At 56.8% G+C, this 15,121-nt stretch carries 14 protein-coding genes, 3 tRNA genes and 1 pseudogene; 2 read left to right on the top strand and 16 right to left on the bottom strand.

Going from position 1 to position 15,121, the window contains the following annotated elements:
- A pseudogene (locus FPT12_RS28300) lies at window positions 1-123 on the bottom strand (hypothetical protein); the annotation flags it as partial.
- Window positions 124-292: 169 nt separating this feature from the next.
- Here FPT12_RS28300 and nadC point away from each other — a divergent pair.
- Window positions 293-1,141, top strand: coding sequence for a carboxylating nicotinate-nucleotide diphosphorylase (gene nadC / locus FPT12_RS08585; protein WP_145015709.1), 849 nt, complete (start codon window positions 293-295; stop codon window positions 1,139-1,141).
- An 88-nt stretch (window positions 1,142-1,229) separates the two neighbouring features.
- Here the strand turns inward: nadC and FPT12_RS08580 are convergent, their stop codons facing one another.
- Window positions 1,230-1,535, bottom strand: a complete 306-nt coding sequence (locus tag FPT12_RS08580) for a DUF6388 family protein (protein ID WP_054598178.1) — start codon at window positions 1,533-1,535, stop codon at window positions 1,230-1,232.
- A gap of 302 nt (window positions 1,536-1,837) precedes the next feature.
- Between FPT12_RS08580 and FPT12_RS08575 the strand changes: the two genes are divergently transcribed.
- Window positions 1,838-2,344, top strand: a complete 507-nt coding sequence (locus FPT12_RS08575; protein ID WP_145015707.1) for a hypothetical protein — start codon at window positions 1,838-1,840, stop codon at window positions 2,342-2,344.
- A gap of 7 nt (window positions 2,345-2,351) precedes the next feature.
- Here FPT12_RS08575 and FPT12_RS08570 read toward each other — a convergent pair.
- From FPT12_RS08570 to folP, 14 genes are all read right to left on the bottom strand, one after another.
- A tRNA-Thr gene (locus tag FPT12_RS08570) sits at window positions 2,352-2,427 on the bottom strand.
- A 150-nt stretch (window positions 2,428-2,577) separates the two neighbouring features.
- Complete coding sequence (pnp, locus tag FPT12_RS08565) at window positions 2,578-4,683, bottom strand: polyribonucleotide nucleotidyltransferase (protein WP_103318613.1); 2,106 nt, start codon at window positions 4,681-4,683, stop codon at window positions 2,578-2,580.
- Between the two features lie 197 nt (window positions 4,684-4,880).
- A complete protein-coding gene (gene rpsO / locus FPT12_RS08560) occupies window positions 4,881-5,150 on the bottom strand; it encodes a 30S ribosomal protein S15 (RefSeq protein ID WP_003197723.1) in 270 nt (89 codons plus the stop codon).
- A 117-nt stretch (window positions 5,151-5,267) separates the two neighbouring features.
- Window positions 5,268-6,185: a tRNA pseudouridine(55) synthase TruB gene (gene truB / locus FPT12_RS08555; protein WP_019691796.1), complete on the bottom strand. Its 918-nt coding sequence runs from the start codon at window positions 6,183-6,185 to the stop codon at window positions 5,268-5,270.
- Between the two features lie 3 nt (window positions 6,186-6,188).
- Window positions 6,189-6,590: a 30S ribosome-binding factor RbfA gene (rbfA, locus tag FPT12_RS08550; RefSeq protein ID WP_019691795.1), complete on the bottom strand. Its 402-nt coding sequence runs from the start codon at window positions 6,588-6,590 to the stop codon at window positions 6,189-6,191.
- A 159-nt stretch (window positions 6,591-6,749) separates the two neighbouring features.
- A complete protein-coding gene (gene infB, locus FPT12_RS08545) occupies window positions 6,750-9,263 on the bottom strand; it encodes a translation initiation factor IF-2 (RefSeq protein WP_145015705.1) in 2,514 nt (837 codons plus the stop codon).
- 26 nt (window positions 9,264-9,289) lie between these two features.
- Entirely contained in the window at window positions 9,290-10,771 is a 1,482-nt protein-coding gene (gene nusA, locus FPT12_RS08540; protein WP_019691793.1) for a transcription termination factor NusA, read from the bottom strand.
- A gap of 47 nt (window positions 10,772-10,818) precedes the next feature.
- On the bottom strand, window positions 10,819-11,277 hold the full coding sequence (gene rimP / locus FPT12_RS08535; protein ID WP_024265126.1) for a ribosome maturation factor RimP: 459 nt from the start codon (window positions 11,275-11,277) through the stop codon (window positions 10,819-10,821).
- Window positions 11,278-11,416: 139 nt separating this feature from the next.
- A tRNA-Met gene (locus tag FPT12_RS08530) sits at window positions 11,417-11,493 on the bottom strand.
- 96 nt (window positions 11,494-11,589) lie between these two features.
- Window positions 11,590-11,675, bottom strand: a tRNA-Leu gene (locus FPT12_RS08525).
- A gap of 22 nt (window positions 11,676-11,697) precedes the next feature.
- The gene (gene secG, locus FPT12_RS08520; RefSeq protein ID WP_145015703.1) at window positions 11,698-12,081 is read right to left on the bottom strand and encodes a preprotein translocase subunit SecG; all 384 of its coding nucleotides are present in this window, start codon (window positions 12,079-12,081) and stop codon (window positions 11,698-11,700) included.
- A gap of 4 nt (window positions 12,082-12,085) precedes the next feature.
- A complete protein-coding gene (gene tpiA / locus FPT12_RS08515) occupies window positions 12,086-12,841 on the bottom strand; it encodes a triose-phosphate isomerase (protein ID WP_145015701.1) in 756 nt (251 codons plus the stop codon).
- Between the two features lie 66 nt (window positions 12,842-12,907).
- A complete protein-coding gene (glmM, locus tag FPT12_RS08510) occupies window positions 12,908-14,245 on the bottom strand; it encodes a phosphoglucosamine mutase (protein ID WP_145015699.1) in 1,338 nt (445 codons plus the stop codon).
- 16 nt (window positions 14,246-14,261) lie between these two features.
- Window positions 14,262-15,113, bottom strand: a complete 852-nt coding sequence (gene folP / locus FPT12_RS08505) for a dihydropteroate synthase (RefSeq protein WP_145015698.1) — start codon at window positions 15,111-15,113, stop codon at window positions 14,262-14,264.
- Window positions 15,114-15,121: the final 8 nt, after the last annotated feature.

Genomic DNA, 15,121 nt, shown 5'->3' with positions numbered 1-15,121 from the left:
TCACTTGCCGCAATTGAGTCGATGCAGGTTGCCAATCACCGACTCCAGCGCCCGATCGAACAATCAGGTGTCGTCGAGCGTGCGCACCGCGCCACGGCGAAACTCCAGGGCCAGCCCGCTGCGACGGCTGGCTCTGGGCGCTGGCTTCGAGGGTCACAGACCAGCACGCAGGAGGAATAATGCTGGCGAGTCGACCAAATGCAGGTTTTAGAACCCGCTGAAAGTAGTGGGCGCCTTGGGTTCGCTTGCAGCATGGCCCTATAATCGGAGCACTTTGTTTGTGGAGCCCGTTATGCCGAATCTACGCCTCGCCGATTTGACCGCCGAAATCGAAGCCAACGTGCGCCGTGCGTTGCTTGAAGATATCGGCAGCGGCGACATCACCGCACAACTGATCCCCGCCGAACGCCTGGCCAAAGCCACGATCATTACCCGTGATGCGGCCGTCATCAGCGGCACCGCCTGGGTCGACGCGGTGTTTCGCCAGCTGGACCCTCGGGTCGCGGTGCACTGGCAAGTGCGCGACGGTGAACGCGTGAGCCCCAATCAGGCGTTGTTTCACCTCGAAGGCCCCGCCCGTTCGCTGCTGACCGGCGAGCGTAGTGCGCTGAACTTCCTGCAACTGCTTTCCGGTGTCGCCACTCGCGCGCAGTACCTGGCCGACTTCGTTGCCGATACTCAGGTGAAACTGCTGGATACCCGAAAAACCCTGCCTGGGCTGCGGTTGGCGCAAAAGTACGCCGTGACCTGCGGCAGTTGCCACAACCACCGCATCGGTCTTTACGACGCGTTTCTGATCAAGGAAAACCATATCGCTGCCTGCGGTGGTATCCCTCAAGCCATCGCCGCCGCGCACAAGATCGCGCCGGGCAAACCGGTGGAGGTTGAAGTGGAAAGCCTGGAGGAGCTCAAGGAGGCCCTGGCGGCGGGCGCCGACATCATCATGCTTGATGAACTGAGCCTGGACGACATGCGCGAAGCCGTGCGGCTGAATGCCGGCAAGGCGAAACTCGAAGCCAGCGGTGGCGTCAACGAAAGCACCTTGCGGCCAATCGCCGAGACGGGCGTGGATTACATCTCGATTGGGGCGATGACCAAGGATGTGAAGGCTGTAGACCTGTCGATGCGCCTCAGTATCTGAGGAGCTGCAAGCTGCAAGCTGCAAACCTCAAGCGGTTCCGCGCTTGGCTTGTAGCTTGTAGCTTGTAGCTTGTAGCTTGAAGCTGCTTTCAAACCACCAGATTGTTCATCTCGCAATATTCTTCCCACTCGACGCCCAGCACTTCGGCGGCTTCCTTGTGCAACGCAAGGCGCGTCGCTTCGTACTCTTCCGGCGTTGAGGTGTACTTGAGCGTCAGCTCCCAAGGCTGCAAGCCCTGCGCTTCTGCCTCGTCCTCGAACGCCCACTGAATCTGATCTTTCTGATCGTCGGCGCTCAGGTTCTTGATCTCTTCCATCAATTCCGGCGCATCAAGCATGTACTTCTTGAGGGCCTCTTCGTGTCTTTGCTCTTGAGTCATTTCGTTCACGGTCATGGCGTTCTCGCTGATCATGGGAATGGAAGATGGATCTGGATCATCAAGGATCTCTCTGACGCAGAAAACCGTTTGAAGCCCGGTTTATCTGGCCTTCAGAACCATTCGGGATCATCTGAAAACTGCTGGGCGGTGCTCATGCAGGCACCGAATATAGGACGTTTGGCCCACGATTTACACGGCTCTTTACATCTATCCCACAAAAAGTTTCATGCAGGGTGCATCAAGAGCCTCGGGAACATAATTTCAAATCCAAAGTCATAGCAATGTGCCATATCGGTACTTCACAAGGAACCTCAGTGATGCGCAGTTTTTCGAAGCTTTCCTCTGTTCTGTCCGCCACCGCAATGACCGCCCTGCTGGGTGTCCTGGCTCTGCCGGGCACCGCAATGGCCGGCATTGAGCTGAGCAACGGCAGTCCGTCCTACGATGACAAACTCTCCGCCATCCATAATGAATACGGCAAGGACGTTCTGGTCAAAAGCGATTTGCGCATCGACGAACTGAAAAAGATGCAGGAAACCATCAGCAACCAGACGCGCCAGATCGAAGAACTCAAGCGCAGCAGCGGTTCCAGCTCAAACTCCAGCAGCAAGGAGATCGACGACCTCAAGAGCAAGGTCAAAGAGCAGGAACGTGATCTGGATAAGCTTGGTCGGCAGGTGGAAGATCTCAATCGCAACAGCGGCTCCAGCTCCAGCTCGAACAGCAGCGAGATCTCGAACCTGAAACGGACCATCAGCGATCAGGATCGTGCGATGGATCAGCTCAAACGCACCGTCGAGGAATTGAGCCGTAAGGTGAAATAAGGGGAAGTGGTGCCCGAGACAGGAATCGAACCTGCGACCTTCGCGTTACGAGTGCGCTGCTCTACCGGCTGAGCTACACGGGCGGTGGGCTAAACCTAGCACTGACTTTGGGGTCGGGCAACTTGGTAAGCCCCTCAATTTGCTTCAGACGATCTTTTGATTTAACAGCACACAGCAAAACGCCCCGAACCAGTCGGGGCGTTTGCTTGTTCAGCGCTTAAGCTGCGGGGTAATTAAACGCCCGAAGCCTTGGCTGCTGCTACGTCTTTGATGGACAGCTTGATACGGCCGCGGTTGTCCACGTCCAGTACCAGTACTTCCACTTCCTGGCCTTCTTTCAGGATGTCGGTCACTTTCTCAACGCGAGCGTCGCTCAGCATGGAGATGTGAACCAGACCGTCCTTGCCCGGCAGGATGTTGACGAATGCGCCGAAGTCGACGATGCGTTCCACTTTACCGACGTAGATCTTGCCGATTTCAGCTTCAGCGGTGATGCCCAGGACGCGCTGACGAGCGGCTTCAGCTGCTTCCTTGGTTTCGCCGAAGATCTTGATCGAGCCGTCGTCTTCGATGTCGATCGAAGCCTTGGTCTCTTCACAGATCGCACGAATGGTTGCGCCGCCTTTACCGATGACATCACGGATTTTGTCGGTGTCGATTTTCATCGCAATCATGGTCGGAGCGTTTTCCGACAGCTCGGTACGCGACTGGGCAATGATCTGGTTCATCTGGCCGAGGATGTTCAGGCGCGCTTCCAGGGCTTGGCCCAGAGCGATTTCCATGATTTCTTCGGTGATGCCTTTGATCTTGATGTCCATCTGCAGCGCGGTAACACCTTTGGAGGTACCGGCTACCTTGAAGTCCATGTCGCCCAGGTGGTCTTCGTCACCCAGGATGTCGGTCAGGACGGCGAACTTCTCGCCTTCTTTAACCAGGCCCATGGCGATACCGGCAACCGGCGCCTTCATTGGCACACCAGCGTCCATCAGCGCCAGGGAAGCACCGCAGACCGATGCCATCGAGCTGGAACCGTTGGATTCGGTGATTTCCGATACCACACGGATGGTGTACGGGAACACGTCGGCAGCAGGCAGCATGGCCTGAACCGAACGACGGGCCAAACGGCCGTGACCGATTTCACGACGACCAGCGCCACCCATGCGACCACACTCGCCCACCGAGAACGGAGGGAAGTTGTAGTGCAGCATGAACGGGTCTTTTTTCTCGCCTTCCAGGGTGTCCAGCAGTTGTGCGTCACGGGCGGTGCCCAGAGTCGCAACGACCAGAGCCTGGGTTTCGCCACGGGTGAACAATGCCGAACCGTGGGTCTTCGGCAGAACGCCGACTTCGATGTTCAGCGGACGTACGGTACGGGTGTCGCGGCCGTCGATACGTGGCTTGCCGTTAACGATGTTTTCGCGAACGGTGCGGTATTCGATTTCACCGAAAGCTGCTTTGACTTCGCTGGACGAAGGCTGGCCTTCTTCACCGGACAGCTTGGCAACAACCTGGTCTTTCAGTTCGCCCAGGCGAGCGTAACGGTCGGCCTTGACGGTGATGGTGTAAGCCTGGGAGATCGCGTCGCCGAACTCGGCACGGATAGCGCCCAGCAGTGCGGTGGCTTCAGGCTGAGGAGCCCAGGTCCAGGTTGGCTTGGCAGCTTCGGCAGCCAGTTCTTTAACAGCGTTGATCACAACCTGGAACTCGTCGTGAGCAAATAGTACCGCGCCCAGCATCTGGTCTTCGGTCAGCTCTTTGGCTTCCGATTCAACCATCAATACCGCTTCCGAAGTACCGGCAACGACCATGTCCAGGCTCGAAGCTTTCAGTTGCTCGTAAGTCGGGTTCAGCAGGTAGCCGGTACTTTCGTGGAATGCAACGCGGGCAGCGCCGATCGGGCCATCGAAAGGAATGCCGGAGATCGCCAGCGCAGCCGAGGTACCGATCATCGCAGCGATGTCCGGATCGGTCTTCTTGCTGGTGGAAACGACGGTGCAGACAACCTGCACTTCGTTCATGAAACCTTCCGGGAACAGCGGACGGATCGGACGGTCGATCAGTCGGGAAGTCAGGGTTTCTTTCTCGGAAGGACGGCCTTCGCGCTTGAAGAAACCGCCAGGGATCTTACCGGCAGCGTAAGTTTTTTCCTGGTAGTGAACAGACAGAGGGAAGAAGCCCTTGCCTGGATCGGCTTGTTTGGCACCGACTACGGTCACCAATACGCTGACGTCGTCGTCAACGGTGACCAATACTGCGCCGGAGGCCTGACGGGCGATACGGCCAGTCTCGAGGGTAACGGTCGACTGACCGAACTGGAATTTTTTGATTACCGGGTTCACGGTGTCCTACCTTCTTTGTGGCTCTTGGGGGAACTGGTTTTCTTGCGAAATTCTTGGGCAATGCCGGGAATCGGCCCGACTTTGATTGTCCAGATAAAACTGTTGTCCAGATAAAACTTGAGGCTGGGAGCCTGCCATGCGCCGGCGGGAAACCCGCTGACGCACGACAGACAACCAACCTCTAGCGCAATCGCTTATTAGCGACGCAGACCCAGGCGAGCGATCAGAGCGCTGTAACGGCTCACGTCCTTGCCTTTCAGGTAGTCCAGCAGCTTGCGACGCTGGTTTACCATGCGGATCAGACCACGACGGGAGTGGTGATCTTTACCGTTGGCCTTGAAGTGACCTTGCAGTTTGTTGATGTTGTGGGTCAGCAGTGCAACTTGCACTTCTGGCGAACCAGTGTCACCAACAGCTTGCTGGTAGTCAGCTACGATTTGAGCTTTTTCTTGAACGTCGAGAGCCATGAGGCAATCCTTTTATCAGGAAACTGTTTCAAAGAAACAGTTTCAACAGGCCAGGGACAAATCCCTGTATCTAAAAATGAGTAGTGACCGTGCCTGTTAACAGCCACCCTCGTCCGGTCATTCTGACCGAATCAGTCGACGTGGCGCGATGCGCCCGTCTTCGCTCACTTCACCGATACCGATGAAGCGACCATTGTGATCCTGTACACGTACCATACCGAATTTCGGTGCATCCGGGGCGCGTACCGGCTGGCCGTTGAGCCAGTAGAACGAGCTGTGCTCCGAGAACTGCAACAGTGGCCAATCCAGCAGGCCGCTGTCCGATGGCATCAGGAAGCGATCAACCGCTTCGTTGCCGCCTTCGGCATGTACTGCTTCCAACTCTTCCAGCGTGACCGTCTGGGCCAGGCTGAACGGACCGGCCTGGGTACGTCGCAACTGCGCAACGTAAGCGCCACAACCGAGTGCTTCACCAATATCCTCCACGAGGGTGCGGATATAGGTGCCTTTGCTGCAATCTACGGCGAAGCGCGCAGTATCACCTTCAAAGGCGAGCAATTCCAAGCGCGCAATAGTAACAGAACGCGGTTCGCGCTCCACCACTTCACCTGCACGAGCCAACTTGTACAACGGCTGACCGTCACGCTTGAGGGCTGAGTACATCGGCGGTATCTGACTGATTTGCCCACGAAATTTCGGCAAAACCGCTTCGATATCGGCGCGACCAACGGTCACCGGGCGTTCCTGCAAAACTTCACCTTCAGCGTCTGCCGTGGTGGTGGTCTTGCCCAGTTGCGCCAGGGTTTCATAGCCCTTGTCGGAGTCGAGCAGGTATTGCGAGAACTTGGTCGCCTCACCGAAGCACAGCGGCAACACGCCGGTGGCCAACGGATCAAGACTGCCGGTGTGCCCGGCCTTCTCGGCATTGAGCAGCCAGCGAACCTTCTGCAACGCCGCGTTGGAGGTGAACCCCAGCGGCTTGTCGAGCAGGATGATACCGCTGACGTTACGACGGATACGTTTGACCTGAGCCACCGATTACTCCTTGGTGTCTACGGGTTCTGCCGCAACCGGGTGCTGATTGTCTTCAGCCACGGCGCGTTCGATCAATGCCGACAGATGAGCGCCACGCACGACGCTTTCGTCGTAGTGGAAGTGCAGCTGAGGAACGCTGCGCAGCTTCATCTCGCGAGCCAACTGCATGCGCAGGAAACCGGCAGCCGAGTTCAGCACCTTGATGCTTTGAGCAATATCGTCTGCGCTGTCCTGCCCCATTACGGTGATGAAGATCTTGGCGTGACCGACGTCACGGCTGACTTCAACAGCGGTAATGGTGACCAGGCCGACGCGCGGGTCTTTGACTTCACGACGGATCAGCTGTGCCAGCTCACGCTGCATCTGATCGCCGATACGTTGGGTACGGCTGTATTCTTTTGCCATGTCTTGTTACCTGTTACTGCCTCACGGTGAAACCCGTGTGGTCTGAAAGCGGCAAACGCCCGGCCTGACAAAAGCCAGACCGGGCGTTGCGTTTAGAGTCCGGGTGATGCGCTGTGCATTTGCATGCGGCTGCCCATCACGGCTCTTGAAGTGCGCGAGTTAGAGGCTGCGAGCAACCTGAACCTTCTCGAAGACTTCGATCTTGTCACCGACTTTGACGTCGTTGTAGCTCTTCACGCCGATACCGCACTCCATGCCGGCACGTACTTCGGAAGCGTCATCCTTGAAGCGGCGCAGGGATTCCAGCTCGCCTTCGAAGATAACGATGTCTTCACGCAGTACACGGATTGGACGGTTACGGTGCACAACACCTTCGATAACCATGCAACCGGCGATCGCGCCAAACTTCGGCGAACGGAACACGTCGCGGACTTCAGCGATACCCAGGATGTTCTCCCGAACGTCGCTGCCAAGCATACCGGTCAGGGCTTTCTTGACGTCTTCGATGATGTCGTAGATCACGTTGTAGTAACGCATATCCAGACCTTCCTGCTCGACGATCTTGCGAGCGCCGGCATCGGCACGCACGTTGAAGCCGAACAGTACAGCGTTGGAGGCCAGTGCCAGGTTGGCGTCGCTCTCGGTGATACCACCGACACCGCCACCGACTACACGCACTTGCACTTCGTCGTTACCCAGGCCGTTCAAGGCGCCGTTCAACGCTTCCAGCGAACCACGGACGTCGGATTTGAGGACGATGTTAAGCGTCTTCTTCTCTTCCTGGCCCATGTTCTCGAAGATGTTTTCCAGCTTGCCTGCGTGAGCACGAGCCAGTTTGACTTCACGGAACTTGCCTTGACGGAACAGAGCCACTTCACGGGCTTTCTTCTCGTCGGCAACCACGCTCATCTCGTCGCCAGCGTCCGGGGTACCGTCCAGGCCGAGAATCTCGACAGGGATGGAAGGACCGGCTTCCTTGATTGGCTTGCCGTTCTCGTCGAGCATGGCGCGAACGCGGCCATAGTTCGAACCGACCAGCACCATGTCGCCTTGGCGCAGGGTGCCGTCCTGAACCAGAACGGTTGCAACCGGGCCACGACCTTTGTCGAGACGCGATTCAACCACGACACCACGGCCAGGAGCCGAAGGGGTCGCTTTCAGTTCGAGAACTTCAGCTTGCAGCAGAACAGCTTCGAGCAACTCGTCTACACCGGTACCGACTTTCGCCGAAACCGATACGAACGGAGTGTCGCCGCCCCACTCTTCCGAGGTCACACCGTGAACCGACAGTTCGCTACGGATGCGATCGAGATCGGCGCCCGGCTTGTCGATTTTGTTCACTGCAACAACCAGTGGAACACCGGCAGCCTTGGCGTGCTGTACGGCTTCAATGGTCTGCGGCATCACGCCGTCGTCCGCTGCAACCACCAGGATCACGATGTCGGTCGCCTTGGCACCACGAGCACGCATGGCGGTAAACGCGGCGTGACCCGGGGTATCGAGGAAGGTGACCATGCCGCGTTCGGTTTCAACGTGGTACGCACCGATGTGCTGGGTGATACCGCCGGCTTCGCCAGCCGCTACCTTGGCACGACGGATATAGTCGAGCAGCGAGGTCTTACCATGGTCAACGTGGCCCATTACGGTCACGACTGGCGCACGGGAGAAGGCCTCACCTTCAAACTTCAGGGACTCGGCCAGGGAATCTTCCAGGGCGGTGTCGCTGACCAGGGTCACTTTGTGGCCCAGCTCTTCAGCAACCAGTTGAGCAGTTTCCTGATCAAGTACCTGGTTGATGGTCGCTGGAGTACCCAGTTTGAACATGAACTTGATGATTTCAGCAGCCTTGACCGACATCTGCTGAGCGAGATCGCCAACAGTGATGGTCTCGCCGATCTTCACTTCGCGCACGACAGGGCCTGTTGGGCTCTGGAAACCGTGGGCGTTGCGTTTCTTCAGCTTGGCCTTGCCGCGACCACCACGACGGAAGCCATCGCTTTCTTCGTCGGTAGTGCGTGGCGCAACACGTGGAGCTGGCGCCTTTTCCTTGACCGAAGCGCGATGTGGAGCGTTTTTGCGCTCACCATCACCCGCGCCACGACGATTGTTATCGTCAGCACGTGGTTTGTCCGGACGACGCTGTTCGTCGCGTTTGCGAGTGTCAGCCGCTGGCGCAGCTGCTACAACCGGTGCTTCACGCACTGGCTCGGCAACTGCAGCAGGTGCTGCAACAGCTTCAGTAGCAGGTTGCGCAGCAGCAGGCTGGCGACGCGCTTCTTCTTCGGCGCGACGCTTGGCTTCTTCTTCAGCCTTCTGACGTGCAGCATTTTCTACTGCGCGACGTTCTTCCAGTTCGCGTTTGCGCTCGGCTTCGATTTCTTCCGGGCTGCGCTGTACGAAGACTTTCTTCTTGCGTACTTCAACGCTGATGCTTTTGCTGCCAGCAACACGCAGGGTGCTGGTGGTTTTACGCTGCAACGTGATTTTGCGCGGTTCTTCCACTTTCGCCTTGTGGCTGCTTTTCAAGTGAGTCAGCAAAGATTGCTTCTCACTGTCGGTCACATGTTCCTCGGCGGCGGTGTGCGGCAGACCTGCCTCACGCATCTGCTGCAGCAGGCGCTCTACCGGTGTTTTGACCTCATCGGCCAGTTGTTTCACCGTGACTTGCGTCATGCACTTCTCTCCTCAGGCCGCGCCTATTACTCGAACCAATGGGCTCGGGCGGCCATGATCAACTTGCCGGCACGATCATCGTCAATGCCGTCGATGTCGAGCAGGTCGTCAATAGACTGCTCGGCCAGGTCTTCGCGGGTAATTACGCCGCGCACCGCCAGTTCCATCGCCAAATCCTTGTCCATACCCTCAAGCGAGAGCAGGTCTTCGGCCGGATGGGCGTCTGCCAGCTTTTCCTCAGTAGCGATGGCTTTAGTCAACAAACGATCCTTGGCCCGAGCGCGAAGCTCGTTGACGGTGTCTTCGTCAAAGCCATCGATGTTGAGCATTTCTTCCAACGGTACGTAGGCAATCTCTTCCAGGCTGGTAAAGCCTTCATCAACCAGCACCTGCGCCAGATCTTCGTCGACTTCCAGCTCGTCGATGAAGTTGCGCAGGATGTCGCCGGTTTCTGCTTGCTGCTTAGCCTGGATGTCCGATTCGGTCATCACGTTCAGGGTCCAGCCAGTCAACTGGCTAGCCAGACGCACGTTCTGACCACCGCGACCGATGGCCTGAGCCAGATTGTCTGCGCCAACGGCGATGTCCATTGCATGGGCATCTTCGTCAACGATAATTGCCGCAACCTCAGCCGGGGACATGGCGTTGATTACGAACTGCGCAGGATTATCGTCCCACAGGACGATATCCACACGCTCACCGCCCAACTCACCCGACACTGCCTGGACGCGCGAACCGCGCATACCAATGCAAGCACCTTGCGGGTCGATGCGTTTGTCTTTGGAGCGGACCGCGATCTTGGCACGCGAACCCGGGTCACGGGAGGCAGCCATTACTTCGATCAGGCCTTCAGCAATTTCCGGCACTTCGATGCGGAACAACTCGATCAGCATTTCCGGCGCAGTACGCGACAGAATCAGCTGCGGGCCGCGGTTCTCGGTGCGGATTTCCTTGAGCAGTGCACGCAGGCGCACACCCACCCGGAAAGTTTCGCGAGAAATGATGTCTTCTCGAGCCAGCAGCGCTTCAGCGTTGTTACCCAGATCAACGATCACGTTGTCGCGGGTTACTTTCTTCACGGTGCCGGAGATGATTTCTCCCAGACGCTCGCGGTAGGCATCAACGACTTGAGCACGCTCGGCTTCACGGACTTTCTGCACGATAACTTGCTTGGCAGTCTGCGCAGCGATACGGCCGAACTCGATGGACTCGATTTTTTCTTCGACAACATCACCGACCTTCGCGCCAGGATGCGTTTCCTGGACCTTGCTCGGCCAGGTTTCAACAGCCGGATCATCCAGGTCTGCTTCTTCGACTACCGTCCAGCGACGGAAAGTTTCATAAGCACCGGTGTGGCGATTGATTTCCACACGCAGATCAACTTCGTCTTCAAAACGCTTTTTGGTAGCAGTGGCCAGAGCCAGCTCCAGCGCTTCAAAAATTACGTTTGCCGGTACGCCCTTTTCATTGGATACCGACTCAACAACCAGCAGTACTTCTTTGCTCATCGTACGCCTCGCCTTTCGCAAGCCATTGGATCCGCGGGATCCGCGTCTCAGTCAAAACTGGGAATAATGTTGGCCTTGTCGATCATATCGATCGGCAACAGGAATTCATGGTCTTCAACCTGCACCACGACGTCCTGCTCTTCTACACCGCGCAGAAGGCCCTGAAAGTTGCGTCGACCTTCAAAAGGCGAGCGCAGCTTGATCTTCACTTGGTCACCGGCAAACTTTGCAAACTGTTCAAGCGTGAACAGCGGGCGTTCCATGCCAGGCGAGGAAACTTCAAGGGTGTATTCAACGGAGATCGGATCTTCAACATCCAGTACACCGCTGATCTGACGGCTGACGATGGCACAATCGTCCACCAGCACACCGCCTTCTTTATCGATATAAACGCGCAACAGTGAGTGGCGACCTTGAGCCGAAAACTCAATACCCCAGCATTCATAGCCAAGGGCCACGACCACCGGGGCCAACAAGGCCTGCAACTGTTCTAGCTTGCTCGACACCTGAACCCCCTCGTGCATGTAAATGCATGCTATGCAAAATAAAAAAATGGGCGAAACGCCCATCCCTGAAACGCCGTTGAACAGCGGCGTTATAAAGTGTCCAGCTAACAAAAAGCCCCTGAAAAGGGGCTCCTGAAACTGGTTGCGGGGGCCGGATTTGAACCGACGACCTTCGGGTTATGAGCCCGACGAGCTACCAGACTGCTCCACCCCGCGACAAAGCTGGGGCGGAAGTATACGACCGATCCCTAACAGGGTCAATGTAACCTTCCACCTACAAGAAAGCCCGCAACAGCGGGCTCTCCTGATAATTGGTACCGAGAAGGGGACTCGAACCCCTACACCCTATGGGCACAACCACCTCAAGGTTGCGTGTCTACCAATTCCACCACCTCGGCAATACTACGTTTGAAACCCTTCTTACTTTTGCTCTTGAGCTGAAGGCACGTCAGTCGCATTGGTTGCCGACTTTTGCTCTTGAAGCACCGGGACATCATCAGAAGCCGGTTTTTGCTTTGGAACTTCCAACACCGCTGGATTTGGTAAACCTACTTGAGTCAGCTGATGAGCTTTCTCTTTAGCAAAGTAACCTAACCCTAAGCTGGTTATGAAGAAACCTGCGGCAAGTATAGCAGTAAACTTACTAAGAAAGGTAGAGGAACCTTGGCTTCCGAACACAGTATTTGAAGCACCTGCTCCGAAAGACGCGCCAGCATCCGCACCTTTACCCTGCTGCAGCAATACGAGAGCAACTACGCCCAGTGCACCCAGCAGATGAAAAACGACTACGACTGTTTCCAGCATTTTTTCAGTTTCCCGCGGCGCGACAAATCGCACCGAACTCATCTGCATTCAGGGAAGCTCCACCAATGAGCCCCCCATCGATATCCGGCATGCCGAACAGTTCGACCGCATTGGCCGCCTTCACGCTGCCGCCGTATAGAAGCCGCACACCTTGTGCGACTTCAGAATTCTCTGCCGCCAACTGCTCACGAATGGCTGCATGCACATCCTGCGCTTGTTGCGGCGAAGCAGTCAGCCCGGTGCCAATGGCCCAGACCGGCTCGTAAGCGATTACTGCCTTTGCAAATACACCAACACCCAGCTCATCGATAATGCTGCTCAGCTGACGCCCGACAACCTCAAGCGTTTTTCCGCCCTCACGTTGCTCAAGGGTCTCCCCTATGCACAACACCGGAATCAAGCCAGATGCCTGCGCTGCTGCAAACTTGCGAATCAGCACCTCGTCACACTCGCCGATGATCTGGCGACGCTCCGAGTGCCCAATGAGCACCAAGGAACAACCTGCATCCACCAGTTGACTCGGTGCAATCTCACCGGTCAATGCACCTTGCATGGCTTCCACTGCAGAATTCTGCGCGCCGACCGAAATCGACGTACCTTCCAGGCCATCAATCACTTGATTGATATACAAGCAAGGCGGGAATACCGCGACTTCAACATCGCTCGGCAAGGCCAGATGACGAAGGCCGTTAATCAGCTCAGCGACGCTGGCGCGGGTACCGTGCATCTTCCAGTTACCAGCTACCATAGGGCGACGCATGCTGTACCTCGTCGGTCAAAGTGGGCGCAGATGTTACCCAACCACATCATTACTGGCAAGCCGAAATCAGGCAGAAACTTCAGCAACCAGTTTTGCCAGCTCTTCGGCGTAACCGCGAACCAGTGTTTCGTCCTCACCTTCGACCATGACCCGCACCAGCGGCTCTGTGCCAGACTTGCGCAACAACACGCGACCACGCCCGGCCATAGCCTTGGTGACGCGCTCGCTGACTTCTTTGACAGTCGCATGCTCGACCGGGTTTTTGCCGCCGCCGAAACGCACGTTGATCAATACCTGAGGACACTTGCGTAGTGCCTGACGCGATTGAGCAAGACCTTCGGAACGACGTTTCAGAGACATCAACACCTGCAACGCAGCGATAATCGCGTCACCCGTGGTGGTATGACTGAAGCACACAACGTGACCGGAGTTTTCACCACCCACCAGCCAGTTACGCTCAAGCAGTTCGGCGATTACATAGCGGTCACCGACGTTAGCCCGCACAAAAGGAATTCCCAGATCCGCCAGGGCCAATTCCAGCCCCAGGTTACTCATCAAGGTTCCAACAACACCGCCCTGCAATTTGCCTCGCTCATGCAGATCGCGCGCGATGATGAACAACAACTCGTCGCCATCGACGATCGCACCGGTGTGATCAACCATCAACACCCGGTCGCCATCACCATCGAAGGCAATGCCCAGATCTGCCTGCTCAGCCACTACGGCTGCCTGCAATTGCCCCATATGGGTCGAACCGCAATTGTGATTGATGTTCAGGCCATCAGGCTGGGCCGAAAGCACCGTCACCTGCGCACCCAGCTCACGAAAAACACTTGGAGCCACCTTATAGGTAGCACCGTGCGCGCAATCGATCACAATTTTCAGACCAGCGAAATTGGTGCCGGTTGGCACGCTGCTTTTGCAAAACTCGATGTAACGACCAGAGGCATCGTTGATTCGCGAGACCTTGCCGATCTTGCTCGACTCAACCACGGTCATCGGCATATCGAGCAATTCTTCGATCATCAGCTCAACATCGTCCGGCAGTTTCGTGCCCTGACCGGAGAAGAACTTGATGCCATTATCGTCATGAGGATTGTGCGAAGCGCTGATCACAATGCCAGCCTCAGCATGGAAGGTACGCGTCAAATAGGCGATAGCCGGAGTAGGCATCGGCCCCAGCAGCATGACATCAGCCCCGGCAGAGGTAAGCCCGGCCTCCAGTGCCGACTCGAACATATAACCAGAGATCCGAGTGTCCTTGCCGACAAGAACCTTGCAAGCGCCCTTGCTGCGAAAGGCCATGCCCGCAGCCCAACCAAGCTTGAGCATGAATTCAGGGGTAATCGGATATTCGCCGACCCGACCACGAATGCCGTCGGTGCCAAAATATTTCTTAGTCATAAGCGCTCCATCATTCTTATTCGGCTGACTCAACTGCTGCGATCATCCGTACCACATCTACTGTTTCGGCCACGTCATGCACGCGCAAGATGCGCGCACCCTTGACGACAGCCAACGCAGCGAGAGCCAGGCCGCCATGCAGCCGCTCTCCCACCGGGCGATTCAATGCCTGCCCGATCATGCTCTTTCGCGAAACCCCGACCAACAGGGGCCGCCCCAAGGCATGCAGGGCTTCCATATGCTTGAACAGACTCAAATTGTGCTGCAAGTTTTTCGCAAACCCGAAGCCCGGATCAAGAATGATCCGTTCGGCTGGAATACCGACCGCAGCACATGACGCCATACGCTCGACAAGAAACTCACTAACCTCTTTCGTCACGTCATCATAATGCGGGTTGTCCTGCATATCTCCCGGCTCACCAAGCATATGCATCAGGCACACCGGCAATCCGGTCGCTGCTGCCGCATCCAGCGCGCCATCTCGACGCAGCGAACGCACGTCATTGATCAGACCCGCCCCCAGGCGAGCAGTTTCACGCATGACCGCAGGCGTCGAGGTATCGACCGAGATAATCACATCCAGTTCGCGATGAATACGCTCGACGATCGGCGCCACGCGCTCTAGTTCCTCAAGCAGCGAGACCGCCCGTGCGCCAGGCCGGGTCGACTCGCCGCCTACATCAATGAGGGTCGCACCGGCAGCCACCATCGCCTCAGCGTGCCGCAGAGCAGCATCGAGCCGACTGAAGCGACCACCATCGGAGAAGGAATCGGGAGTGACATTGAGAATGCCCATGACATGCACATGAGCCAAATCAAGAACCCGGTTACCGCAAGGCAACCGGGTTGAGGACTGTACAAGAGTCATTTCAAACC

The organism is Pseudomonas sp. H3(2019) (assembly GCF_007713465.1).
In the GTDB taxonomy this organism is placed as follows: domain Bacteria; phylum Pseudomonadota; class Gammaproteobacteria; order Pseudomonadales; family Pseudomonadaceae; genus Aquipseudomonas.
The sequence above is the reverse complement of the archived record's forward strand: the minus strand, read 5'-3'. Positions and strand labels throughout refer to the sequence as shown.

Bases quoted from the DNA above. Each gene is read 5' to 3' on its own strand.
- folP (WP_145015698.1), bottom strand. From the start codon at position 15,113: ATGACTCTTGTACAGTCCTCAACCCGGTTGCCTTGCGGTAACCGGGTT.
- rbfA (WP_019691795.1), bottom strand. From the start codon at position 6,590: ATGGCAAAAGAATACAGCCGTACCCAACGTATCGGCGATCAGATGCAG.
- infB (WP_145015705.1), bottom strand. From the start codon at position 9,263: ATGACGCAAGTCACGGTGAAACAACTGGCCGATGAGGTCAAAACACCG.
- glmM (WP_145015699.1), bottom strand. From the start codon at position 14,245: ATGACTAAGAAATATTTTGGCACCGACGGCATTCGTGGTCGGGTCGGC.
- tpiA (WP_145015701.1), bottom strand. From the start codon at position 12,841: ATGCGTCGCCCTATGGTAGCTGGTAACTGGAAGATGCACGGTACCCGC.
- nadC (WP_145015709.1), top strand. From the start codon at position 293: ATGCCGAATCTACGCCTCGCCGATTTGACCGCCGAAATCGAAGCCAAC.
- secG (WP_145015703.1), bottom strand. From the start codon at position 12,081: ATGCTGGAAACAGTCGTAGTCGTTTTTCATCTGCTGGGTGCACTGGGC.
- rpsO (WP_003197723.1), bottom strand. From the start codon at position 5,150: ATGGCTCTCGACGTTCAAGAAAAAGCTCAAATCGTAGCTGACTACCAG.
- nusA (WP_019691793.1), bottom strand. From the start codon at position 10,771: ATGAGCAAAGAAGTACTGCTGGTTGTTGAGTCGGTATCCAATGAAAAG.
- FPT12_RS08575 (WP_145015707.1), top strand. From the start codon at position 1,838: ATGCGCAGTTTTTCGAAGCTTTCCTCTGTTCTGTCCGCCACCGCAATG.
- FPT12_RS08580 (WP_054598178.1), bottom strand. From the start codon at position 1,535: ATGACCGTGAACGAAATGACTCAAGAGCAAAGACACGAAGAGGCCCTC.